The 16,323-nt window shown below is 74.6% G+C and carries 14 protein-coding genes; 4 read left to right on the top strand and 10 right to left on the bottom strand.

The genetic code is table 11. The annotated features are described in order from the left end of the window. Positions 1–45: 45 nt before the first annotated feature. The 6 genes from I3F54_RS18435 to I3F54_RS18410 all read right to left on the bottom strand — a co-directional run bounded on the left by I3F54_RS18435 (position 46) and on the right by I3F54_RS18410 (position 6,636). The gene (locus I3F54_RS18435) at positions 46–723 is read right to left on the bottom strand and encodes a hypothetical protein (RefSeq protein WP_240119946.1); all 678 of its coding nucleotides are present in this window, start codon (positions 721–723) and stop codon (positions 46–48) included. A gap of 400 nt (positions 724–1,123) precedes the next feature. Then, positions 1,124–1,921 carry a type III pantothenate kinase gene (locus I3F54_RS18430; protein WP_240119908.1) on the bottom strand — a complete coding sequence of 266 codons (798 nt, stop codon included), beginning with the start codon at positions 1,919–1,921 and terminating at the stop codon, positions 1,124–1,126. Between the two features lie 5 nt (positions 1,922–1,926). Beyond that, complete coding sequence (gene nadC, locus I3F54_RS18425; RefSeq protein WP_240119907.1) at positions 1,927–2,904, bottom strand: carboxylating nicotinate-nucleotide diphosphorylase; 978 nt, start codon at positions 2,902–2,904, stop codon at positions 1,927–1,929. Then, complete coding sequence (locus I3F54_RS18420; RefSeq protein ID WP_240119906.1) at positions 2,901–4,667, bottom strand: L-aspartate oxidase; 1,767 nt, start codon at positions 4,665–4,667, stop codon at positions 2,901–2,903. Before I3F54_RS18420 ends, nadC begins: the two co-directional genes overlap by 4 nt. Continuing rightward, positions 4,664–5,656 carry a pantoate--beta-alanine ligase gene (panC, locus tag I3F54_RS18415; RefSeq protein ID WP_240119905.1) on the bottom strand — a complete coding sequence of 331 codons (993 nt, stop codon included), beginning with the start codon at positions 5,654–5,656 and terminating at the stop codon, positions 4,664–4,666. The genes I3F54_RS18420 and panC overlap by 4 nt, the downstream gene beginning before the upstream one ends. After that, positions 5,653–6,636, bottom strand: a complete 984-nt coding sequence (locus I3F54_RS18410; RefSeq protein WP_240119904.1) for a Rossmann-like and DUF2520 domain-containing protein — start codon at positions 6,634–6,636, stop codon at positions 5,653–5,655. The genes panC and I3F54_RS18410 overlap by 4 nt, the downstream gene beginning before the upstream one ends. A gap of 296 nt (positions 6,637–6,932) precedes the next feature. Here I3F54_RS18410 and I3F54_RS18405 point away from each other — a divergent pair, with 296 nt between their 5' ends. Then, positions 6,933–8,081, top strand: a complete 1,149-nt coding sequence (locus I3F54_RS18405) for a low specificity L-threonine aldolase (protein WP_240119945.1) — start codon at positions 6,933–6,935, stop codon at positions 8,079–8,081. A gap of 265 nt (positions 8,082–8,346) precedes the next feature. On the opposite strand, the gene I3F54_RS18400 is transcribed toward I3F54_RS18405, so the two are convergent. Then, positions 8,347–9,018: a response regulator transcription factor gene (locus tag I3F54_RS18400; RefSeq protein ID WP_240119903.1), complete on the bottom strand. Its 672-nt coding sequence runs from the start codon at positions 9,016–9,018 to the stop codon at positions 8,347–8,349. Positions 9,019–9,092: 74 nt separating this feature from the next. After that, positions 9,093–10,295: a sensor histidine kinase gene (locus I3F54_RS18395; RefSeq protein ID WP_240119902.1), complete on the bottom strand. Its 1,203-nt coding sequence runs from the start codon at positions 10,293–10,295 to the stop codon at positions 9,093–9,095. A 118-nt stretch (positions 10,296–10,413) separates the two neighbouring features. On the opposite strand from I3F54_RS18395, the gene I3F54_RS18390 reads away from it, so the two are divergent. Further along, positions 10,414–11,580: an SAM-dependent methyltransferase gene (locus I3F54_RS18390; protein WP_240119901.1), complete on the top strand. Its 1,167-nt coding sequence runs from the start codon at positions 10,414–10,416 to the stop codon at positions 11,578–11,580. A 25-nt stretch (positions 11,581–11,605) separates the two neighbouring features. Here I3F54_RS18390 and I3F54_RS18385 read toward each other — a convergent pair whose 3' ends face one another. Beyond that, positions 11,606–12,757: an NADH-quinone oxidoreductase subunit D gene (locus I3F54_RS18385; protein ID WP_240119900.1), complete on the bottom strand. Its 1,152-nt coding sequence runs from the start codon at positions 12,755–12,757 to the stop codon at positions 11,606–11,608. Between the two features lie 31 nt (positions 12,758–12,788). Between I3F54_RS18385 and I3F54_RS18380 the strand changes: the two genes are divergently transcribed. Beyond that, the gene (locus I3F54_RS18380) at positions 12,789–13,319 is read left to right on the top strand and encodes a PH domain-containing protein (RefSeq protein WP_240119899.1); all 531 of its coding nucleotides are present in this window, start codon (positions 12,789–12,791) and stop codon (positions 13,317–13,319) included. After that, positions 13,316–14,686, top strand: a complete 1,371-nt coding sequence (locus I3F54_RS18375; protein ID WP_240119898.1) for a PH domain-containing protein — start codon at positions 13,316–13,318, stop codon at positions 14,684–14,686. The genes I3F54_RS18380 and I3F54_RS18375 overlap by 4 nt, the downstream gene beginning before the upstream one ends. A gap of 72 nt (positions 14,687–14,758) precedes the next feature. On the opposite strand, the gene I3F54_RS18370 is transcribed toward I3F54_RS18375, so the two are convergent. After that, positions 14,759–16,042 (bottom strand): hypothetical protein, encoded by a 1,284-nt coding sequence (locus I3F54_RS18370; protein WP_240119897.1) that lies wholly within the window; start codon positions 16,040–16,042, stop codon positions 14,759–14,761. Positions 16,043–16,323: the final 281 nt, after the last annotated feature.

The following is a 16,323-nucleotide window of genomic DNA, read 5'->3' as shown; positions in this document are numbered from 1 at the left end:
AGAGTAGCCACGCGGGACGGGGGGTTTCGGGCGGGGTGGGGCGAATCAGCCCGCGGCGAGCTGCTGGGGCGGCTGCTCCGGCGGCGGAGTCGGCTTGCGGCGGGGAAAGACCTCGCCGGGTGTGGGAACGGGCTTCCGGGCGGGCTCGGGCTTCGGTGCCGCGGGGCCGGGGGCGGGCCGGACGGGTTTCCCGGAGGGCTTCCGCCGCGGCTCCTCGCCCTCGCCGGGCCGCCCGGCGGTTTCCTGCGCGGCGGCGGGCAGTCCCGCCGCGAGGCCGCCCGGAAGGGCCAGCAGGCGCGTGCGCGAGGCGGGAACGGAGGGGATGTCGAGGGCGTCGCCACGACGGGCCGTTCCACGCGCCAGACGCTCGCGTACGTCCTGTTCGGCGAGGGCCTGGCAGCGCTCCAGCAGGGCCGCCGCCACGGGGTTTCCGCGCAGCGCCCGGAGGGCGGCGAGGTCGTCGGCGACCGGCCGGTAAGCGGCACCCAGCGCTTCTTCCAGGAGCGTGAGGTAGCCGGCGGCGGTTCCGGGCAGGGCGGCCCGGTAGCGGCCGAGGTCGGCCACGAGAAAGGCGCGCAGCCTGACCCCCTCCCGCGTCGCCTCGTCCAACGACTCGGCGAGCCGGAGGCAGTCCTGCACGTCCTCGGCTGAGGCGGTAGCGGGGTGGAGGGCGAGGGCGAGGGCGCGGCGGAGCACACGCAGCTCCTCCACGCCGAACGCCATGCCGCCGCGGGATCCGTATGGCGTGGGCATGCAGGCGACGATACGCGCTAATCAGACAAACCCGACACATGGTGCGGGCGTGGCGCGTGGCGTGCCACGGCGAGCCACCCGCCTGGACGGCGCCGGCCGTCCCACCGCCGGCAGCTCCCGCCCGCACACGCACCGGCCGGGGGCTGCCGGGGCGCACTCCGGGGCGGGGCGGCTCGCGAGGCGGCGTCGGGCACACGCCCGGGCCCTCCGGGCGGCGGAACGCGGTCCCGGACGCGGTCCCGGCGCCCATCGGCCGGCGCGGTGTCCGGGCGGGCGGCACCGGCGCACGGCCCACCCGCGCACGACGTGAGTCAGCCCCGGCGTACGCGCCGGCAGCGCGTGCCCCGGGCCGGGGCGAGACGGCCGGCACTCACATGCGGGACACGTTCCGCTCGTAGACCAGGCGCAGGCCGACGAGCGTCAGCCACGGCTCGTGCTCGTCGATCACCGTGGACTCGCCCAGCACCATCGGGGCCAGACCGCCGGTGGCGATCACGGTCACGTCGCCGGGGTCGTCGGCGAGCTCGCGCGCCATCCGGCTGACGACGCCGTCGACCTGGCCGGCGAACCCGTAGACGATGCCGGCCTGCATCGCCTCGACGGTGTTCTTGCCGATCACGCTCCGCGGCCGGGCCACCTCGATCTTCCGCAGCTGGGCGCCCTTGACCCCCAGCGCCTCGACGGAGATCTCGATGCCGGGCGCGATGACACCGCCGACGTACTCCCCGCGCGCGCTGACCGCGTCGAACGTCGTCGCCGTGCCGAAGTCGACGACGATCGCCGGCCCGCCGTACAGGTCGACGGCCGCGACGGCGTTGATGATGCGGTCGGCGCCGACCTCCTTGGGGTTGTCGGTCAGGATCGGCACGCCGGTCTTCACGCCCGGCTCCACGAGGACGGCCGGTACGTCGCCGTAGTAGCGGCGCGTCACCTCGCGCAGCTCGTGCAGCACCGACGGAACGGTCGCGCAGATCGCGATGCCGTCGATGCCGTCGCCCAGCTCGTCGCCGAGCAGCGGATGCATGCCCATCAGGCCCTGGAGCAGCACCGCCAGCTCGTCGGCGGTGCGGCGCGCGTCCGTGGAGATGCGCCAGTGCTCGACGATGTCCTCACCGTCGAAGAGGCCCAGAACGGTGTGCGTGTTCCCGACGTCGATCGTGAGGAGCATGGCTGTTACTCCGCCTCGCGCAGGTCCAGGCCGATGTCGAGGATCGGCGACGAGTGGGTCAGGGCGCCTACGGCGAGGAAGCCGACGCCCGTGTCGGCGTACGCGCGGGCGGTCTGCAGCGTCAGCCGGCCCGACGCCTCCAGCAGCGCCCGCCCGTCCACGAGCGCGACGGCCTCCTCGCACTCGCCGGGCGTGAAGTTGTCCAGCAGGATCAGGTCCGCGCCGGCCTCGACGACCTCACGCAGCTGGTGCAGCGTGTCGACCTCGACCTCGATCGGGACCTCCGGGAAGGCCTCCCGTACCGCTTTGAAGGCCTGGGCGACGCCGCCCGCGGCGACCACGTGGTTGTCCTTCACCAGGGCCGCGTCGGACAGCGACATGCGGTGGTTGACGCCGCCGCCGCAACGCACGGCGAACTTCTCCAGGGAGCGCAGCCCCGGGGTCGTCTTGCGGGTGTCACGCACACGCGCCCCGGTGCCCTCCAGGGCGTCCGCCCACGCGCGGGTGGCGGTGGCGATGCCCGACAGACGGCACAGGATGTTCAGAGCGCTGCGCTCGGCGGTGAGCAGGTCGCGGGTGCGCGAGGTGACGGACAGCAGCTTCTGTCCGGCCTCCACCCGGTCGCCGTCCTCGACGTGCCGCTCGACCTCGAACTCGTCGGTGCACACCACGGACAGGACCGCCTCGGCGACCCGCAGACCGGCCGCGACGCCCGCCTCCCGGGCGACGAAGTCGGCGGTGGCGACCGCGTCCTCGGGGATGGTCGCGACGGTCGTCACGTCCACACCGTGGTCGAGGTCCTCCTGGACGGCCACGTTGGCGAGGTCCTCGACCTCCACGGGGTCGAGTCCGGCGTCGGCCAGGAGCTGCGCGAGCGCGGGGTCGAGCCCGCACTCCAGGTACTCCTCGCCGTCGCCGCAGCCGCAGCCGTCGCCGCAGCCGCCGCTCGGGACGAGGGGAAGGTCGTTGCTCACTTCTGTCACTGCTCCTGGGGACGCTGGGTCGGGGGGAAGTCGGCGGAGTCCGTGGAGTGCACGGCCAGGGTGCGGTCCGGGTTCAGCCGTACGACGATGTGGCGGCGCCAGTGGTCATCGTCGCGGTCCGGCAGGTCCTCGCGCCAGTGGCAGCCGCGGGTCTCCCCGCGCGCGCTCGCCGCGGCGACCAGGGCGCGGGCCACGCACAGGAGGTTGGTGGCCTCCCAGGTGTCCACTCCCGGCTCGGCGGTCTTGCCGTTCTCCTCCAGCGCGTCGCGGGCGTCGGTGTGCAGCTGCTGGAGCCGGTCGGCGGCCTGCCGGAGCGATGCGGCGGAGCGCAGCACTCCCGCGCCGTTGGCCATGATCCGCTGGACGGCGAACCGCGTCTCCGGCGCGAGCAGCGGGTGCGCGGGCCGCTCCGGATGGGGCACCGGCTGCGGCACGCGCGCGTGCAGGCCGCTCCCGGCGTGCGCCGCCGCGATGTCGTCGGCGATGCGCTCGGCGTAGACCAGGCCCTCCAGGAGGGAGTTGGAGGCGAGCCGGTTCGCGCCGTGCACGCCGGTGCAGGCGACCTCGCCGCACGCGTACAGGCCGGGCACGGTCGTACGGCCGTGGGAGTCGGTGCGCACGCCGCCGGAGGCGTAGTGGGCGGCCGGGGCGATCGGGATCGGCTCGTGGACGGGGTCGATGCCGTGGGCGCGGCAGGCGGCGAGGATGGTCGGGAAGCGGTGCTCCCACATCCCGGCGCCGAAGTGGCGGGCGTCGAGGAACATGTGCTCGGCGTCCTGCTGCTGCATGCGGCGCAGGATGCCCTTGGCGACGACGTCCCGGGGGGCGAGTTCGGCCAGCTCGTGCTGCCCGACCATGAAACGCACGCCGTCGGCGTCGACCAGGTGGGCGCCCTCGCCGCGTACCGCCTCGGAGACCAGCGGTTGCTGGCCCTCGACGTCCGGTCCCAGGAAGAGCACCGTCGGGTGGAACTGCACGAACTCGAGGTCGGAGACCTCCGCGCCCGCGCGCAGGGCCAGCGCCACTCCGTCGCCGGTCGACACGGAGGGGTTGGTGGTCGCTGAGAACACCTGCCCCATGCCGCCGGTGGCGAGGACCACCGCGGGGGCGTGCACGGCGCCCACACCGTCGTGCTGGCCCTCGCCCATCACGTGCAGGGTGACGCCGGCCGTGCGGCCGTCGGCGTCGGTGAGCAGGTCCAGCACGAGCGCGTTCTCGATCGTGCGCAGTCCCGCCCGCGGTCCGCCGCCCTCCGTGTCCGGGAGCGCGCCGCGCTCGCCCTCCCCGGCCGCGCGTACGGCTTCGACGAGCGCGCGGGACACCTCCGCGCCGGTCGCGTCGCCGCCGGCGTGTGCGATGCGGCGGCGGTGGTGGCCGCCCTCACGGGTCAGGTCCAGGCCCCCGGCCGAGGACTCGTCGAAGCGGGCGCCGGTCGCCATCAGCCGCCGTACGGCGTCGGGGCCCTCGGTGACCAGGATGCGCACCGCGTCGGCGTCGCACAGGCCCGCGCCCGCCACCAGCGTGTCGTCGAGGTGCTGCTCGGGGGTGTCGCCCTCGCCCAGCGCCGCGGCGATGCCGCCCTGGGCCCAGCGCGTGGAGCCGTCGTCGAGGCGGGCCTTGGTGACGACGACGGTGTTCAGCCCGGCCGCCTCGCAGCGCAGCGCCGCGGTGAGACCGGCCACGCCGGAGCCGACGACCACGACGTCGGCGTCGATGGACCACCCGGGCGCGGGCGCGTGCAGTCGTATGCCTGTGCTGGTCACGAGGCGGCTCCGAAGGTGAGGGGGAGGTTGTCGATCAGCCGGGTCGCCCCGACCCGGGCGGCGACGGCGAGGACGGCCTCGCCGGTGAAGTCGTCCCCGAGCTCGGTGAAGTCGGACGGGTCGACGAGCGCGAGGTAGTCCAGTTCGAGCGGCGGGTTCAGGCGAGCGGCGTCGTCGAGGACCGTACGGGCCGCGGCACGCACGGCCGCCGGTCCGCCCGGGGACGCCTTCGCCACGGCGTGCGCGTCGGCGGCGGCGCGGGACTCGCCGAGGGCGCTGAGTGCCTCGGCACGCGCGTGGGTGGCCGGCACCTCACGCGCGCGTGCCCGCAGCGCCTCCTGCGCCGCGTGCCGGTCCCGGCCCGCGAAGAGCGCGCCGGACAGCGCGAGCGCGGTGCGCCGTTCCTGCGCGGACAGGTAGCGGTTACGGCTGGACAGGGCCAGGCCGTCCTCCTCGCGCACGGTGGGGACGCCCACGATCTCCACGCCGAAGTTCAGGTCCCGCACCATGCGGCGGATCAGCGCCAGTTGCTGGGCGTCCTTCTGCCCGAACAGGGCCACGTCGGGGCGGGTCAGGTGGAGCAGCTTGGCGACGACGGTGAGCATGCCGTCGAAGTGGCCGGGGCGGAAGGCGCCCTCCAGTCGCTCGCCCATGGGCCCGGCGCTGATGCGGACCTGCGGCTCGCCGCCCGGGTAGACCTCCTCCGCGGAGGGTGCGAAGACGGCGTCGGCACCGGCCTGCTCGGCGACCTTCAGGTCGGCCTCCAGCGTGCGTGGGTAGCGGTCGAGGTCCTCGCCCGCGCCGAACTGCAGTGGGTTGACGAAGACCGTGACCACGACCTCGCCGTCCGGGCCGGCGATCTCCCGCGCGGACCGGACGAGCGTGGCGTGCCCCTCGTGCAGGGCGCCCATGGTCATCACGACGGCGCGGCGCCCCGCACGCGTGCGTGCGTGGAGTTCGCCGGCGGTGCGCAGCAGGGTGGTGGTCATCGGGCTTCCCCTTCGGAGCCGTCGGAGCCGTCGCTGCCGTCGGTGCCGTCGCTGCCGTTGACGCGGCCGGTGCCGACGCCGCGGTCGGCCAGGACGCCCAGCAGGTCCTCGGCGAGTTCCGGTTTCAGCAGGCCGTGGGCGAGTGCCCGGTCGGCGGTCGCCCGCGCCATCGCCAGATATCCGGCGACGGTCTGCGGGGAGTGGGTGCGCAGCTGTTCGACGTGGGCCGCGACCGTGCCGGCGTCACCGCGTGCGACCGGCCCGGTCAGTGCGGCGTCGCCGGAGCGCAGGGCGTTGTCGAGGGCGGCGCCGAGCAGGGGGCCGAGCATGCGGTCGGGGGCCTCCACGCCGGCCGCGCGCAGCAGTTCCATCGCCTGGGCGACCAGCGTGACCAGGTGGTTCGCGCCGAGTGCCAGGGCCGCGTGGTAGAGCGGGCGCATCTGCTCGGCGATCCATTCGGGCTCGCCGCCCATCTCGATGACGAGGGCCTCGGCGGCCAGCCGCAGCTCCTCGGGGGCGGTGACGCCGAACGAACAGCCGGCCAGGCGCTGCACGTCGACGGGGGTGCCGGTGAAGGTCATCGCCGGGTGCAGGGCCAGCGGCAGCGCGCCCACCCGCAGGGCCGGGTCGAGGACCTTGGTGCCGTACCGCCCGGAGGTGTGCACGAGCAGCTGGCCCGGGCGCACGGCCCCGGTCTCGGCCAGTCCCGTGACCAGGCCGGGCAGGGCGTCGTCGGGGACGGTCAGCAGGACCAGGTCGGCGCGCTCCAGGACCTCGGCGGGCGCCACCAGGGGCACGTCCGGAAGCATCAGCTCGGCACGCCGCCGGGAGGCGTCGGAGACGCCCGAGACGGCGACCGGGCGGTGCCCGGCGAGCTGGAGGGAGGCGGCGAGTGCGGGGCCGACTCGGCCGGCGCCGACGACGCCGACGGTGAGCCGCGCGGGGCGGCCCTGGGGATCTGGCTGCTGGCTTGTACTCACGCGACGGAGGCCTTCCCGTTCCAGTCCGCTCCGGGTACCGGACGATTTCTCGTCATGTTAACGCGATCGGTTCGGGGGCTGTCCGGTCGTCCACAGGCTGTGGGCGTTCACACGCCGTCCGCGCACAGGCGCCGGGCCCCGAAAGCGGGTGCGCGCCCGGACGCCCGCACGGCATGATCCCGGCCATGAGCGCGACGGAGCAGCAGGGACCACAGGCAGCCGGGCACCGGCAGGACCGGACGACGGACCGGGCTTCGGACCGGACGACGCACAGCACCGACCGGACGGCGGACCCGATGCCGGACGGTGGGCGGCACGAGAACCTGCGGGAACGGCGCATAGCCGCCTGCCGGGCCGCGTCGCGCTCGCTCGCCCGCCTCGGCTTCCTGGGCACGCTCCGCGAACGGCTGGCGCTGCTGGACGCGGCAGGAGACGTGCACGACCTCGACGAGCGCTCGGACATCTACGGCGACGGCGTCGTGGAGGCACTGGAGGAGAAGGTCGCCACTCTGCTCGGCACCGAGGCCGCCGCGTTCTTCCCCACGGGCACGATGGCCCAGCAGGTCGCCCTGCGCTGCTGGGCGGGCCGCACCGGCAGCCCGACCGTCGCCCTGCACGGGCTCTCCCATCCCGAGGTGCACGAGCGGAACGCCTTCAGCCAGGTGAGCGGTCTGCGGCCGGTGACGGTCACGGCCGAGCCCCGGCTGCCGACCGCCGCCGAGATCCGTGACTTCGACGAGCCCTTCGGTGCCCTGATGCTGGAACTCCCCCTCAGGGAGGCGGGTTTCGTGCTCCCGTCCTGGGAGGAGCTGACCGAGGTGGTGGAGGCCGCTCGGGAACGCGACGCGGTGGTGCACTTCGACGGGGCCCGCCTGTGGGAGTCCACGGTCCACTTCGGCAGGTCCCTGGAGGAGATCGCGGGCCTGGCGGACAGCGTCTACGTCTCGCTGTACAAATCGCTCGACGGGCTCGGAGGCGCGGTCCTGGCGGGCCCACGGGGGCTCGTCGGCGAGGCGAAGGCGTGGCGCCACCGGTACGGCGGCCAGGTCTTCCAGGCGTTCCCCGACGCCCTGTCCGCGCTGATCGGGCTGGACCGGGAGCTGCCGCGGCTGCCCGAGTACGTGGCGCACGCGCGCGTGGTCGCCGAGGCGCTGCGCGACGGGTTCGCGGCGGCCGGGGTGCCGTGGGCACGCGTCCACCCCGAGGTGCCGCACACCCACGACTTCCAGGTGTGGCTGCCCTATGACGCCGACGTCGCCGCCGAGGCGGCGGTGCGGACGGTCGAGGAGACGGGGACCGCCCTGTTCGCCAACAGCTGGAACCCCAGGGGACCGGGACTGGCCTGCACCGAGGTGTATGTACGGGCGCCGGGCCTGGAGTGGACGGCCGAGGACGTCAGGACCGCGGTCGCCGCCTTCGTCCGCCGGCTGATCCCGGGAGCCTGACGCGCCCGGGCCGGCGCCGTTCCCGCGTCACTCTCCCGTCGCGCCGGATGCGCCCCGGGCCCACCCTTCCTGCCGGAGCCGGGTCCGCACCCGCCCTCGGCGCGGGGCACCGGCCGCGGGCCGGCCGGAACGGCGATCCGGTCGGCGGTCTCCGGGACCGCCGACCGGCTGGTCCACGGACAGCTCGTCGCACTCCCGCCCCGTTCAGCCGCCCAGGCGTGGTCGAGCCGCCGCACGGCGTCCCTCCCGACGGCGCGGCCTCCGGTCAGCCGTGTCCGCCGGCCCGTACGAGGCCCGTCTCGTAGGCGAGGACGACCACCTGGACCCGGTCCCGGAGGGCGAGTTTGGTCAGGATGCGGCCCACGTGCGTCTTGACCGTCGCCTCGGACAGCACCAGGCGGCCCGCGATCTCGCCGTTGGACAGGCCCTGCGCGACCAGGACCATGACCTCGCGCTCGCGGTCGGTCAGCCGGTCCAGCTCCTTGTGGCGGGGCTCCTGGCCGGTGGCGGGCAGCATCGGCGCGAACCGGTCCAGCAGACGGCGCGTGGTGGACGGGGCGACGACCGCGTCGCCGCTGTGCACGGCACGGATCGCGGCCAGGAGTTCGCCGGGCGGCACGTCCTTGAGCATGAACCCGGAGGCGCCCGCCTTCAGCCCGGAGAAGGCGTACTCGTCGAGGTCGAAGGTGGTCAGGATCAGCACCTTCGGCGCATCCGGCGCGGAGCAGATCCGGCGGGTGGCCTCCACACCGTCCAGTTTCGGCATGCGCACGTCCATCAGCACGACGTCGACGGCGGTGGACCGCAGCACCTGGAGGGCCTCGACGCCGTCGCCCGCCTCCGCGACGACCTCCATGTCCGGCTGGGCGGCGAGCACCATCCGGAACCCGGTGCGCAGCAGCACCTGGTCGTCGACGAGCATCACGCGGATCGTCATCGGGTCCTCTTCCGTGTCCGTCCAGGCCGTTCGGCACGGCCGCTACAGGTGTCAACAGGGGGCGTGCGGCGGCGTCAGAGCGCCGGTTTGAGCGGCAGCAGCGCGCTGATCCGGAATCCTCCGCCTGGGCGCGGGCCGGCGTCCAGGGTGCCGCCGACCATACCGACCCGCTCACGCATCCCGATCAGGCCGTGGCCCTGGCCGTCGAAGCCGCCCTCCTCGTACAACTCGTGTGGGGCGCCCTTGCCGTCGTCCTCGACCAGCAGACCGAGGCCGTCGTCGAAGTAGACCAGCCGCACGCTCGCGCCGGCGTTCACCCCACCGTGCTTGCGGGTGTTGGTGAGCGCCTCCTGCACGATGCGGTACGCCGTCAGCTCCACGCCGCTGGGCAGCGGGCGCGCGGTCCCCTCGACCTTGAAGTCGACCGGCAGGCCGGAACCGCGGCACTGCTCCACGAGGTCCTCGATCTGCTCCACGCCGGGCTGCGGGACGTACTCGCCGGCCTCCTGGTGCTCGCCGGTGCGCAGCACGCCGAGCAGGCGGCGCATCTCGGCCAGAGCCTGCCGGCCGGTGGAGGAGATCGTCTCCAGGGCCTTCTTCGCCTGGTCGGGTGCGGCGTCGAGAACATAGGCGGCGCCGTCGGCCTGCACCACCATCACCGACACGTTGTGCGCCACCACGTCGTGCAGCTCCCGCGCGATCCGGGCACGCTCGGCGGCGACCGCGACCTTCGCCTGTGCCTCCCGCTCCTTCTCCAGGCGGGTGGCCCGCTCCTCCAGCTGCGCGTAGTACGCGCGCCGGGTGCGGATCGAGTCGCCGAGCACCCAGGCGAGCGCGAACGGCACCGTCTGAAACACCACTATGGCGAGGTTGCCCAGCACGCCGGCGTGCTCGTTGGGCCAGCGCAGCTGGGCCAGAGTCGCCGCGCCCAGCCCCGTCGCCAGCGCCAGCCGGGACGCCCAGCGCGCACCGGTCGCGGCGACCGTGTAGACGATCACCAGCAGGGCGAAGTCCGTGACGCGCGTCTCCACGTCCAGTGCCACCTGGGCGGCACCGAGTCCGATGGCCAGCAGCAGCATCCGCTCCGGCCAGCGGCGCCGCAGCGCGACCGTGGCGCACAGCAGCAGCACGACCGGCAGGACCACGACCGGGGAGCTGGTTCCCGTGGTCTCCGGGTTCGCCGTCTCCGCCACGAGCGAGATCCCGAGCAGGACGACGGCCCAGAAGCCGTCGACCCAGGTCGGATGCCTGCGGAGAAAATCGTAGAGGCGCTGCACGTAACCCAGAGTAGGGAAGCCGGATGCGTGCGGGGGTCAACCGGAGGGCCGATCCGGATCGGATGCGTGTACTCCGCAAGGTGGAGGCGGCGATCTCCTGTGCGCCTAGTCTGTCCGGGTGGTGCACGAGGCGACGGACGAGTGGTGCGGCTGGCGGACCGCGGCCGGGGCCGCCCTGTACGGGCAGGAAGGCTTCTACCGCCGGCCGGAGGGCCCGGCCGGGCACTTCCGCACGTCGGTGCACGCCTCGCCGCTGTTCGCGCGGGCCGTGGCGCGACTGCTGTGCCTGGTCGACGAGGCGCTGGGACGGCCCGACCCGCTGGACTTCGTGGACATGGCGGCCGGACGGGGCGAACTGGCCACCGGAGTGCTCGCCGCCCTGCCCGCGGGTGTGGCCGCCCGCACGCGGACGTGCGCCGTCGAGATCGGCGGCCGCCGGCCCGGCGGCCTCGACCGGCGCATCGCCTGGCGGGCCGACGTGCCCCCCGGGATCACGGGCCTGCTGTTCGCCAACGAGTGGCTCGACAACATCCCGGTCGACGTCGCCGAGACCGACCCCGCGGGTGTCGCCCGGCTCGTCCTCGTCCGGGGGGACGGGACCGAACGGCTCGGCGAGCCCGTGTCGGGCGCCGACGCTCAGTGGCTTCGGCAGTGGTGGCCGCTGCCGGCGGAGGAGGGCCTGCGCGCGGAGATCGGGTGGCCCCGGGACGAGGCCTGGGCGTCCGTGGTCGCACGCGTGGACCGGGGGGTGGCAGTGGCCGCGGACTACGCGCACACGGCGGACGCGCGCCCCCCGTTCGGCACGCTGACCGGCTTCCGGGAGGGGCGCGAGACGGCGCCCGTACCGGACGGGTCGTGTGACATCACGGCGCACGTCGCGCTGGACGCGTGCGCCGCGCGCGTGCAACGCGAGCCCGGAGCGGCCGCGCGCCCCGGGGCGCGGGAGGACGTTCCGTCGGCGTGCGAGCAAGCCGGACAACCGGCGCACGCACCGTACGTGCGCCCGGCGTCGAGGGGCGCACGCCCGGCGGGCCCGGACCGCGCTCACGCTCTGCCGAGGGCTCGCCTGCTGCGGCAGCGCGACGCGTTGCGCATGCTGGGTGTCGGCGGCGCACGCCCGCCTCTCACACTCGCCTCCAGCGATCCAGCGGCCTACGTGCGCGCGCTGTCGCGCGCCGGAGAGGCCGCCGAGCTGACCGCGGAGGGCGGACTCGGTGACTTCGGGTGGCTGGTGCAGCCGGTGGGTGTGGCCGACCCGCTGGGTCGCACGACCGCCGGACGCTGACGACCGCCCACGGCGGCACGGCCCGCTACTTGTCGATGTCGCCGACCACGAAGAACATCGATCCGAGGATCGCCACCATGTCCGCGACCAGGGTCCCCGGCAGCAGCCGGGTCAGCGCCTGGATGTTGTTGTAGGACGCCGAGCGCAGCTTCAGCCGGTACGGGGTCTTCTCGCCCTTGCTGACCAGGTAGTAGCCGTTGATGCCGAGAGGGTTCTCGGTCCAGGCGTAGGTGTGGCCCTCGGGCGCCTTCAGCACCTTCGGCAGCCGCTGGTTGACGGGGCCCGGCGGAAGGCCGGCGAGACGGTCGAGGCAGGCGTCGGCGAGGTCGAGGGCGTTGTGCGTCTGCTCCAGGAGGCACTCGAACCGGGCGAGGCAGTCGCCCTCGGCCCGGGTCACCACCTTCAGCACGTCCTGCAGCTCCGGGTAGGCGAGGTACGGCTCGTCGCGGCGCAGGTCGAAGTCGACGCCGGAGGCGCGTGCGATGGGGCCGCTCACGCCGTAGGCGTGCACGGCCTCGGGGGTGAGGGCTCCCACGCCGCGCGTGCGCCCCCGGAAGATCTCGTTGCCGAGCACCAGGTCGTCGAAGACGTCCATGCGCGAGCGCACGGCCGCGACGGCGGCACGCGCGCGTGCCGCCCATCCGGCCGGCAGGTCCTCCTTGAGGCCGCCGACACGGTTGAACATGTAGTGCATGCGCCCGCCGGAGACCTCCTCCATGACGTTCTGGAGGACCTCGCGCTCCCGGAAGGCGTAGAAGACCGGAGTGATGCCGCCCAGCTCCAGCGGATAGGAACCGAGGAACATCAGGTGGCTGAGCACCCGGTTGAGCTCGGCGAGCAGGGTGCGCGTCCACACCGCGCGTTCGGGGACCTCCATGCCGAGCATCCGCTCCACGGCGAGGACCACGCCCAGCTCGCTGGAGAACGCCGACAGCCAGTCGTGCCGGTTGGCGAGCACGATGATCTGGCGGTAGTCGCGCGCCTCGAACAGCTTCTCCGCGCCGCGGTGCATATAGCCGATCACCGGCTCCGCGCGCGTGATGCGCTCTCCGTCCAGGACGAGCCGGAGCCGCAGCACCCCGTGCGTGGACGGGTGCTGGGGCCCGATGTTGAGCACCATGTCGGTGCTCTCCGCGGCGCCGCCGATACCGACCGTGGTCTCCGTCGTAGGAGTCATGGCCCCAGTCTCCCCTACGTAGGCTGGCGGTATGGAGACGGGGAGCCCGCCCGGTGCGGGGCGAAGCGGGGCGGACGAGACAGCCCGGGTGCGGGCGGACGGGCCGGTGTGGACGGGGCTGCCCCCCGGCCTGCTGCGGATGCGCCGCCTGCTGCTGGTGGTGTGGCTGGGCCTGGTGGCACTGGCCGCCGGTCTGCTGCCGGGCATCCTCGTGGGCCCCGCCTGGGCGGCGTTCGCCCTGCTGCCGCTCGCGCTGGCGGCGTGGGGCTGGGTGCTGCTCGGCCGCAACTGGCGGTCCTGGCGGTACGCCGAGCGCGCCGACGATCTGCTGATCAGCCGGGGCGTGCTGTGGCGCGAGGAGACCGTCGTGCCGTACGGGCGCATGCAGCTGGTCGAGGTCACGTCGGGGCCGGTCGAGCGACGCTTCGGCCTGGCCAGCGTCCAGCTGCACACGGCTGCCGCCGCCACCGACGCGGCCATCCCCGGTCTGCACCCCGCCGAGGCGGAACGGCTCCGCGACCGGCTCAGCGAGCTGGGCGAGGCCCGATCGGCGGGACTGTGACGACCCCCGGCCCCGGCGACGACGTGTGTGGTCCGGCACCGGTGAGCGAACGGCGGCTGCACCCGGTGACGCCGCTGCGGCGGGCGTGGGCGCCCTTCGCGGTGGTCGTCGGCTGGGCGGTGCACGACCCCGACCAGGCGCAACACCAGCTGACCCGGTTCACGACGACCACGCTGCTCATCGCGGTCGCCGTGATCGTCCCCGCCGCCGCCCTGTACGGCTTCCTGTCGTGGTGGTTCACCCACTTCGCGGTGACCGGCACGGACCTGCGGATCCGTACGGGTCTGCTCTTCCGCCGCACCGCGCACATCCGGCTGGAGCGGATCCAGGCGATCGACGTCACGCGGCCGCTCCTCGCGCGCGTGGCGGGTGTGGCGAAACTGCGACTCGATGTCGTCGGCACCGGCAGGAAGGACGAACTCGCCTTCCTGGGGGAGCGCGAGGCGCGCGCGCTGCGCGCGGAACTGCTGGCGCGCGCTGCCGGGTTCGCACCCGAGACGGCGCATGACGTGGGAGAGGCGCCGGCGCGCGAGCTGCTGCGCGTGCCCCCGCGCGTGCTTGCCGTCGCACTCGTGCTGACGGGCGCCACCTGGGGCGCGCTGCTCGCCGCGCTCGTCCTTCCGTCCGTGCTGTGGCTGGCCACCGGAAGCGTGTGGACGGTCCTCGCGACCGCGCTGCCGCTGCTGGGCGCGGCGGGGGCCAGCAGCGTGGGGCGGTTCGTCAGCGAGTACGACTGGTCGGTGAGCGAGTCACCGGACGGGCTGCGCATCGACCACGGACTGCTGGACCGCACCCACGAGACGGTGCCACCGGGACGGGTGCAGAGCGTGCGGATCATCGAGCCCCTGCTGTGGCGGTGGTGGGGGGCACGCCGTCGGCGCCGGGCGCAGCACGCGGGAAGCTGGGTGCGGGTCGAGTTGGATGTGGCCGGATCCGACAACTCGGTGCTGGTGCCCGTCGCCCCCCGGGAAGCCGCCGAGGAGATCGTCGCGCGTGTGCTGCCCGGCGTGACCGTGCCTTCTGCCGCGTCCCTGTCTCCCGCCCCGCGGCGTGCGGGGCGGTGTGTGCCGCTGTGGTGGCGCGGATACGGCATCGCCGTCACCAGCGGGGTGTTCGCGGCACGGCACGGGCTGCTGGGGCGCGTCCTGGCGCTGGTGCCGCATGCGAAGGTGCAGAGCGTACGGCTCACCCAGGGGCCGTGGCAGCGGTGGTGGGGCCTTGCCGACCTAAGGGTGGACAGCGGGGCGGGCAGCACGGTGACGGCGCGCCTGCGGGACGCCGGGGAGGCCGCGGAGCTGCTGCGCGGGCAGGCGGAACGGTCCCGGACGGGCCGCAGGGACGCGCGCCCGGACCGCTGGATGGCGTGACCGGCGGTCCGCGGCTCGGGCTGCGGACCGCCGGGGTGCGGCGTTCGGCGGCCACGCCCGCGTGGCCGGCGGTCAGGACGCCGCGCTGCGCAGGCCCTGGACGTCGATCTGCTGCGTCTCGTCGTGGGCCGTCAGGTCGATCACCTGGCCCGCGTCACGCGTCCGTTCGCCGGCCGGCTTGAAACCGCCCTCGGTCTCGGCCTTGTGCAGCGCCAGGGCCTCCTGGCCGACGACATCGGCGAGGTCCTCGTTCTGCACGGCCTCCAGGGCGTCGGCCGCCGGCGCGTTCTTCGTGCCGAAGAAGTCGAACCCGCCCTCGGTCGCCGGGCGCCGGACGGGCGGCGCGGCAGGGGCGACGGCCACTGCGGTGGGCACGGCGAAGTGCCCCTCGGGCGGCTGCTGGACGGCGGGCAGAGGCGCCGTGGCGGGGTCCTTCGGCGGCTCGGGGGCGGCGGTCGCACGCGCGTGGGCGTCGACCGCCCCGGGCTTCCCCTGCGCCTCGTCCTCCCGCGCGTCCTCGGCCGCCGCACCGGCCGCGTCCCCGGCGGTGACCAGCTGCTCGGCCTGTTCGCCCGGCTCGGTCTTCCCGGCCGGGGCGAGAGGCGCGGTCTCCTTCACGGCGTCCCGGGTGCTCTCCGTCCGAGACCCGGCGGGGCTCTCCGGGCCGACCGCGTCCGGCTCGGCGTCGAGGCGGGTCAGCGCCGCCTGCGCGCGCATGAACAGCTTGGAACCCTCCGGCGAGAACGCCGTCGGCGCCGGACCCCGCGCCTCGTCCTCCGCCACGTCCGGGTCCTCCGCCACGTCCGGGTCCTCCACGACGTCCGGGTCCCCGTCGGCGCAGGAGTCCTCCACGGCATCCACGTCCTGCACGGCGTCGGCGTCGTCCCCGGCCCGCGTGGCCTCGGAGTCGTCCGCAGCCTCGGCGGCTCCGGCCGTCTTCCCCGCCCTGCCGTTACCGGACGGCTCGTCCTCCAGCACCGGCGCAGGCGGCAGGGCAGGGGCCGTGGACGGCGCCACGGTCTCTATCTCCAGCAGCCGGCGGCCCTCCAGGGCAGTGGCGCGCTCGGTCTCGGCCGTGGCGTAGCGCCGCAGCAGGGACGCGTGCTCGTTGCGCAGGCCCGCGAGCTCGGCCCGCTTCGCGCGCAGCCGCTTCTCCAGCTTGACGCGCAGCGCGCGCGACTCCTCCAGGTCGGTCTCCAGTTCGGCGATCCGCTCCTCGTGCCGCCACTCGTCACTGGCGCGCGCCCGCGCGAGATCGGCCACCTGCTTGCCCGCGTTCGCGTCCCACCGGCGCATGACGGCCGCACCGACGCCGGCCGTCGCGGCGGCGATCGCCGCCAGGGTGCGCAGCACCATGGGTTCCGTGAACACCCAAGGGCCGAACGCGCACACCAGTGACACGCCGGCGATCGCCGAAGGAGGCATCAGCCTGTGCAAGGGCGGGGAATGGCGGTGACGTCCACGTGGCATGGCCAGAAACTTACCGCGCGTAGGCGAATCGTGGTGCCCGGCCCCGCAAAAAAACAGCCAACGCACAACGCCTCACAGGGCGCCGGTGGCAAGACGCTCCGAGGACTCCGGAGACTGCTCCGGAAACGGCCGGCAACGGTGTCGGGAACGGCTCGGGAACGGCTCGG

Origin of the sequence: Streptomyces sp. MUM 2J (assembly GCF_022414535.1) — a bacterium.
Taxonomy (GTDB): Bacteria; Actinomycetota; Actinomycetes; order Streptomycetales; family Streptomycetaceae; genus Streptomyces.
The sequence above is the reverse complement of the archived record's forward strand: the minus strand, read 5'-3'. Positions and strand labels throughout refer to the sequence as shown.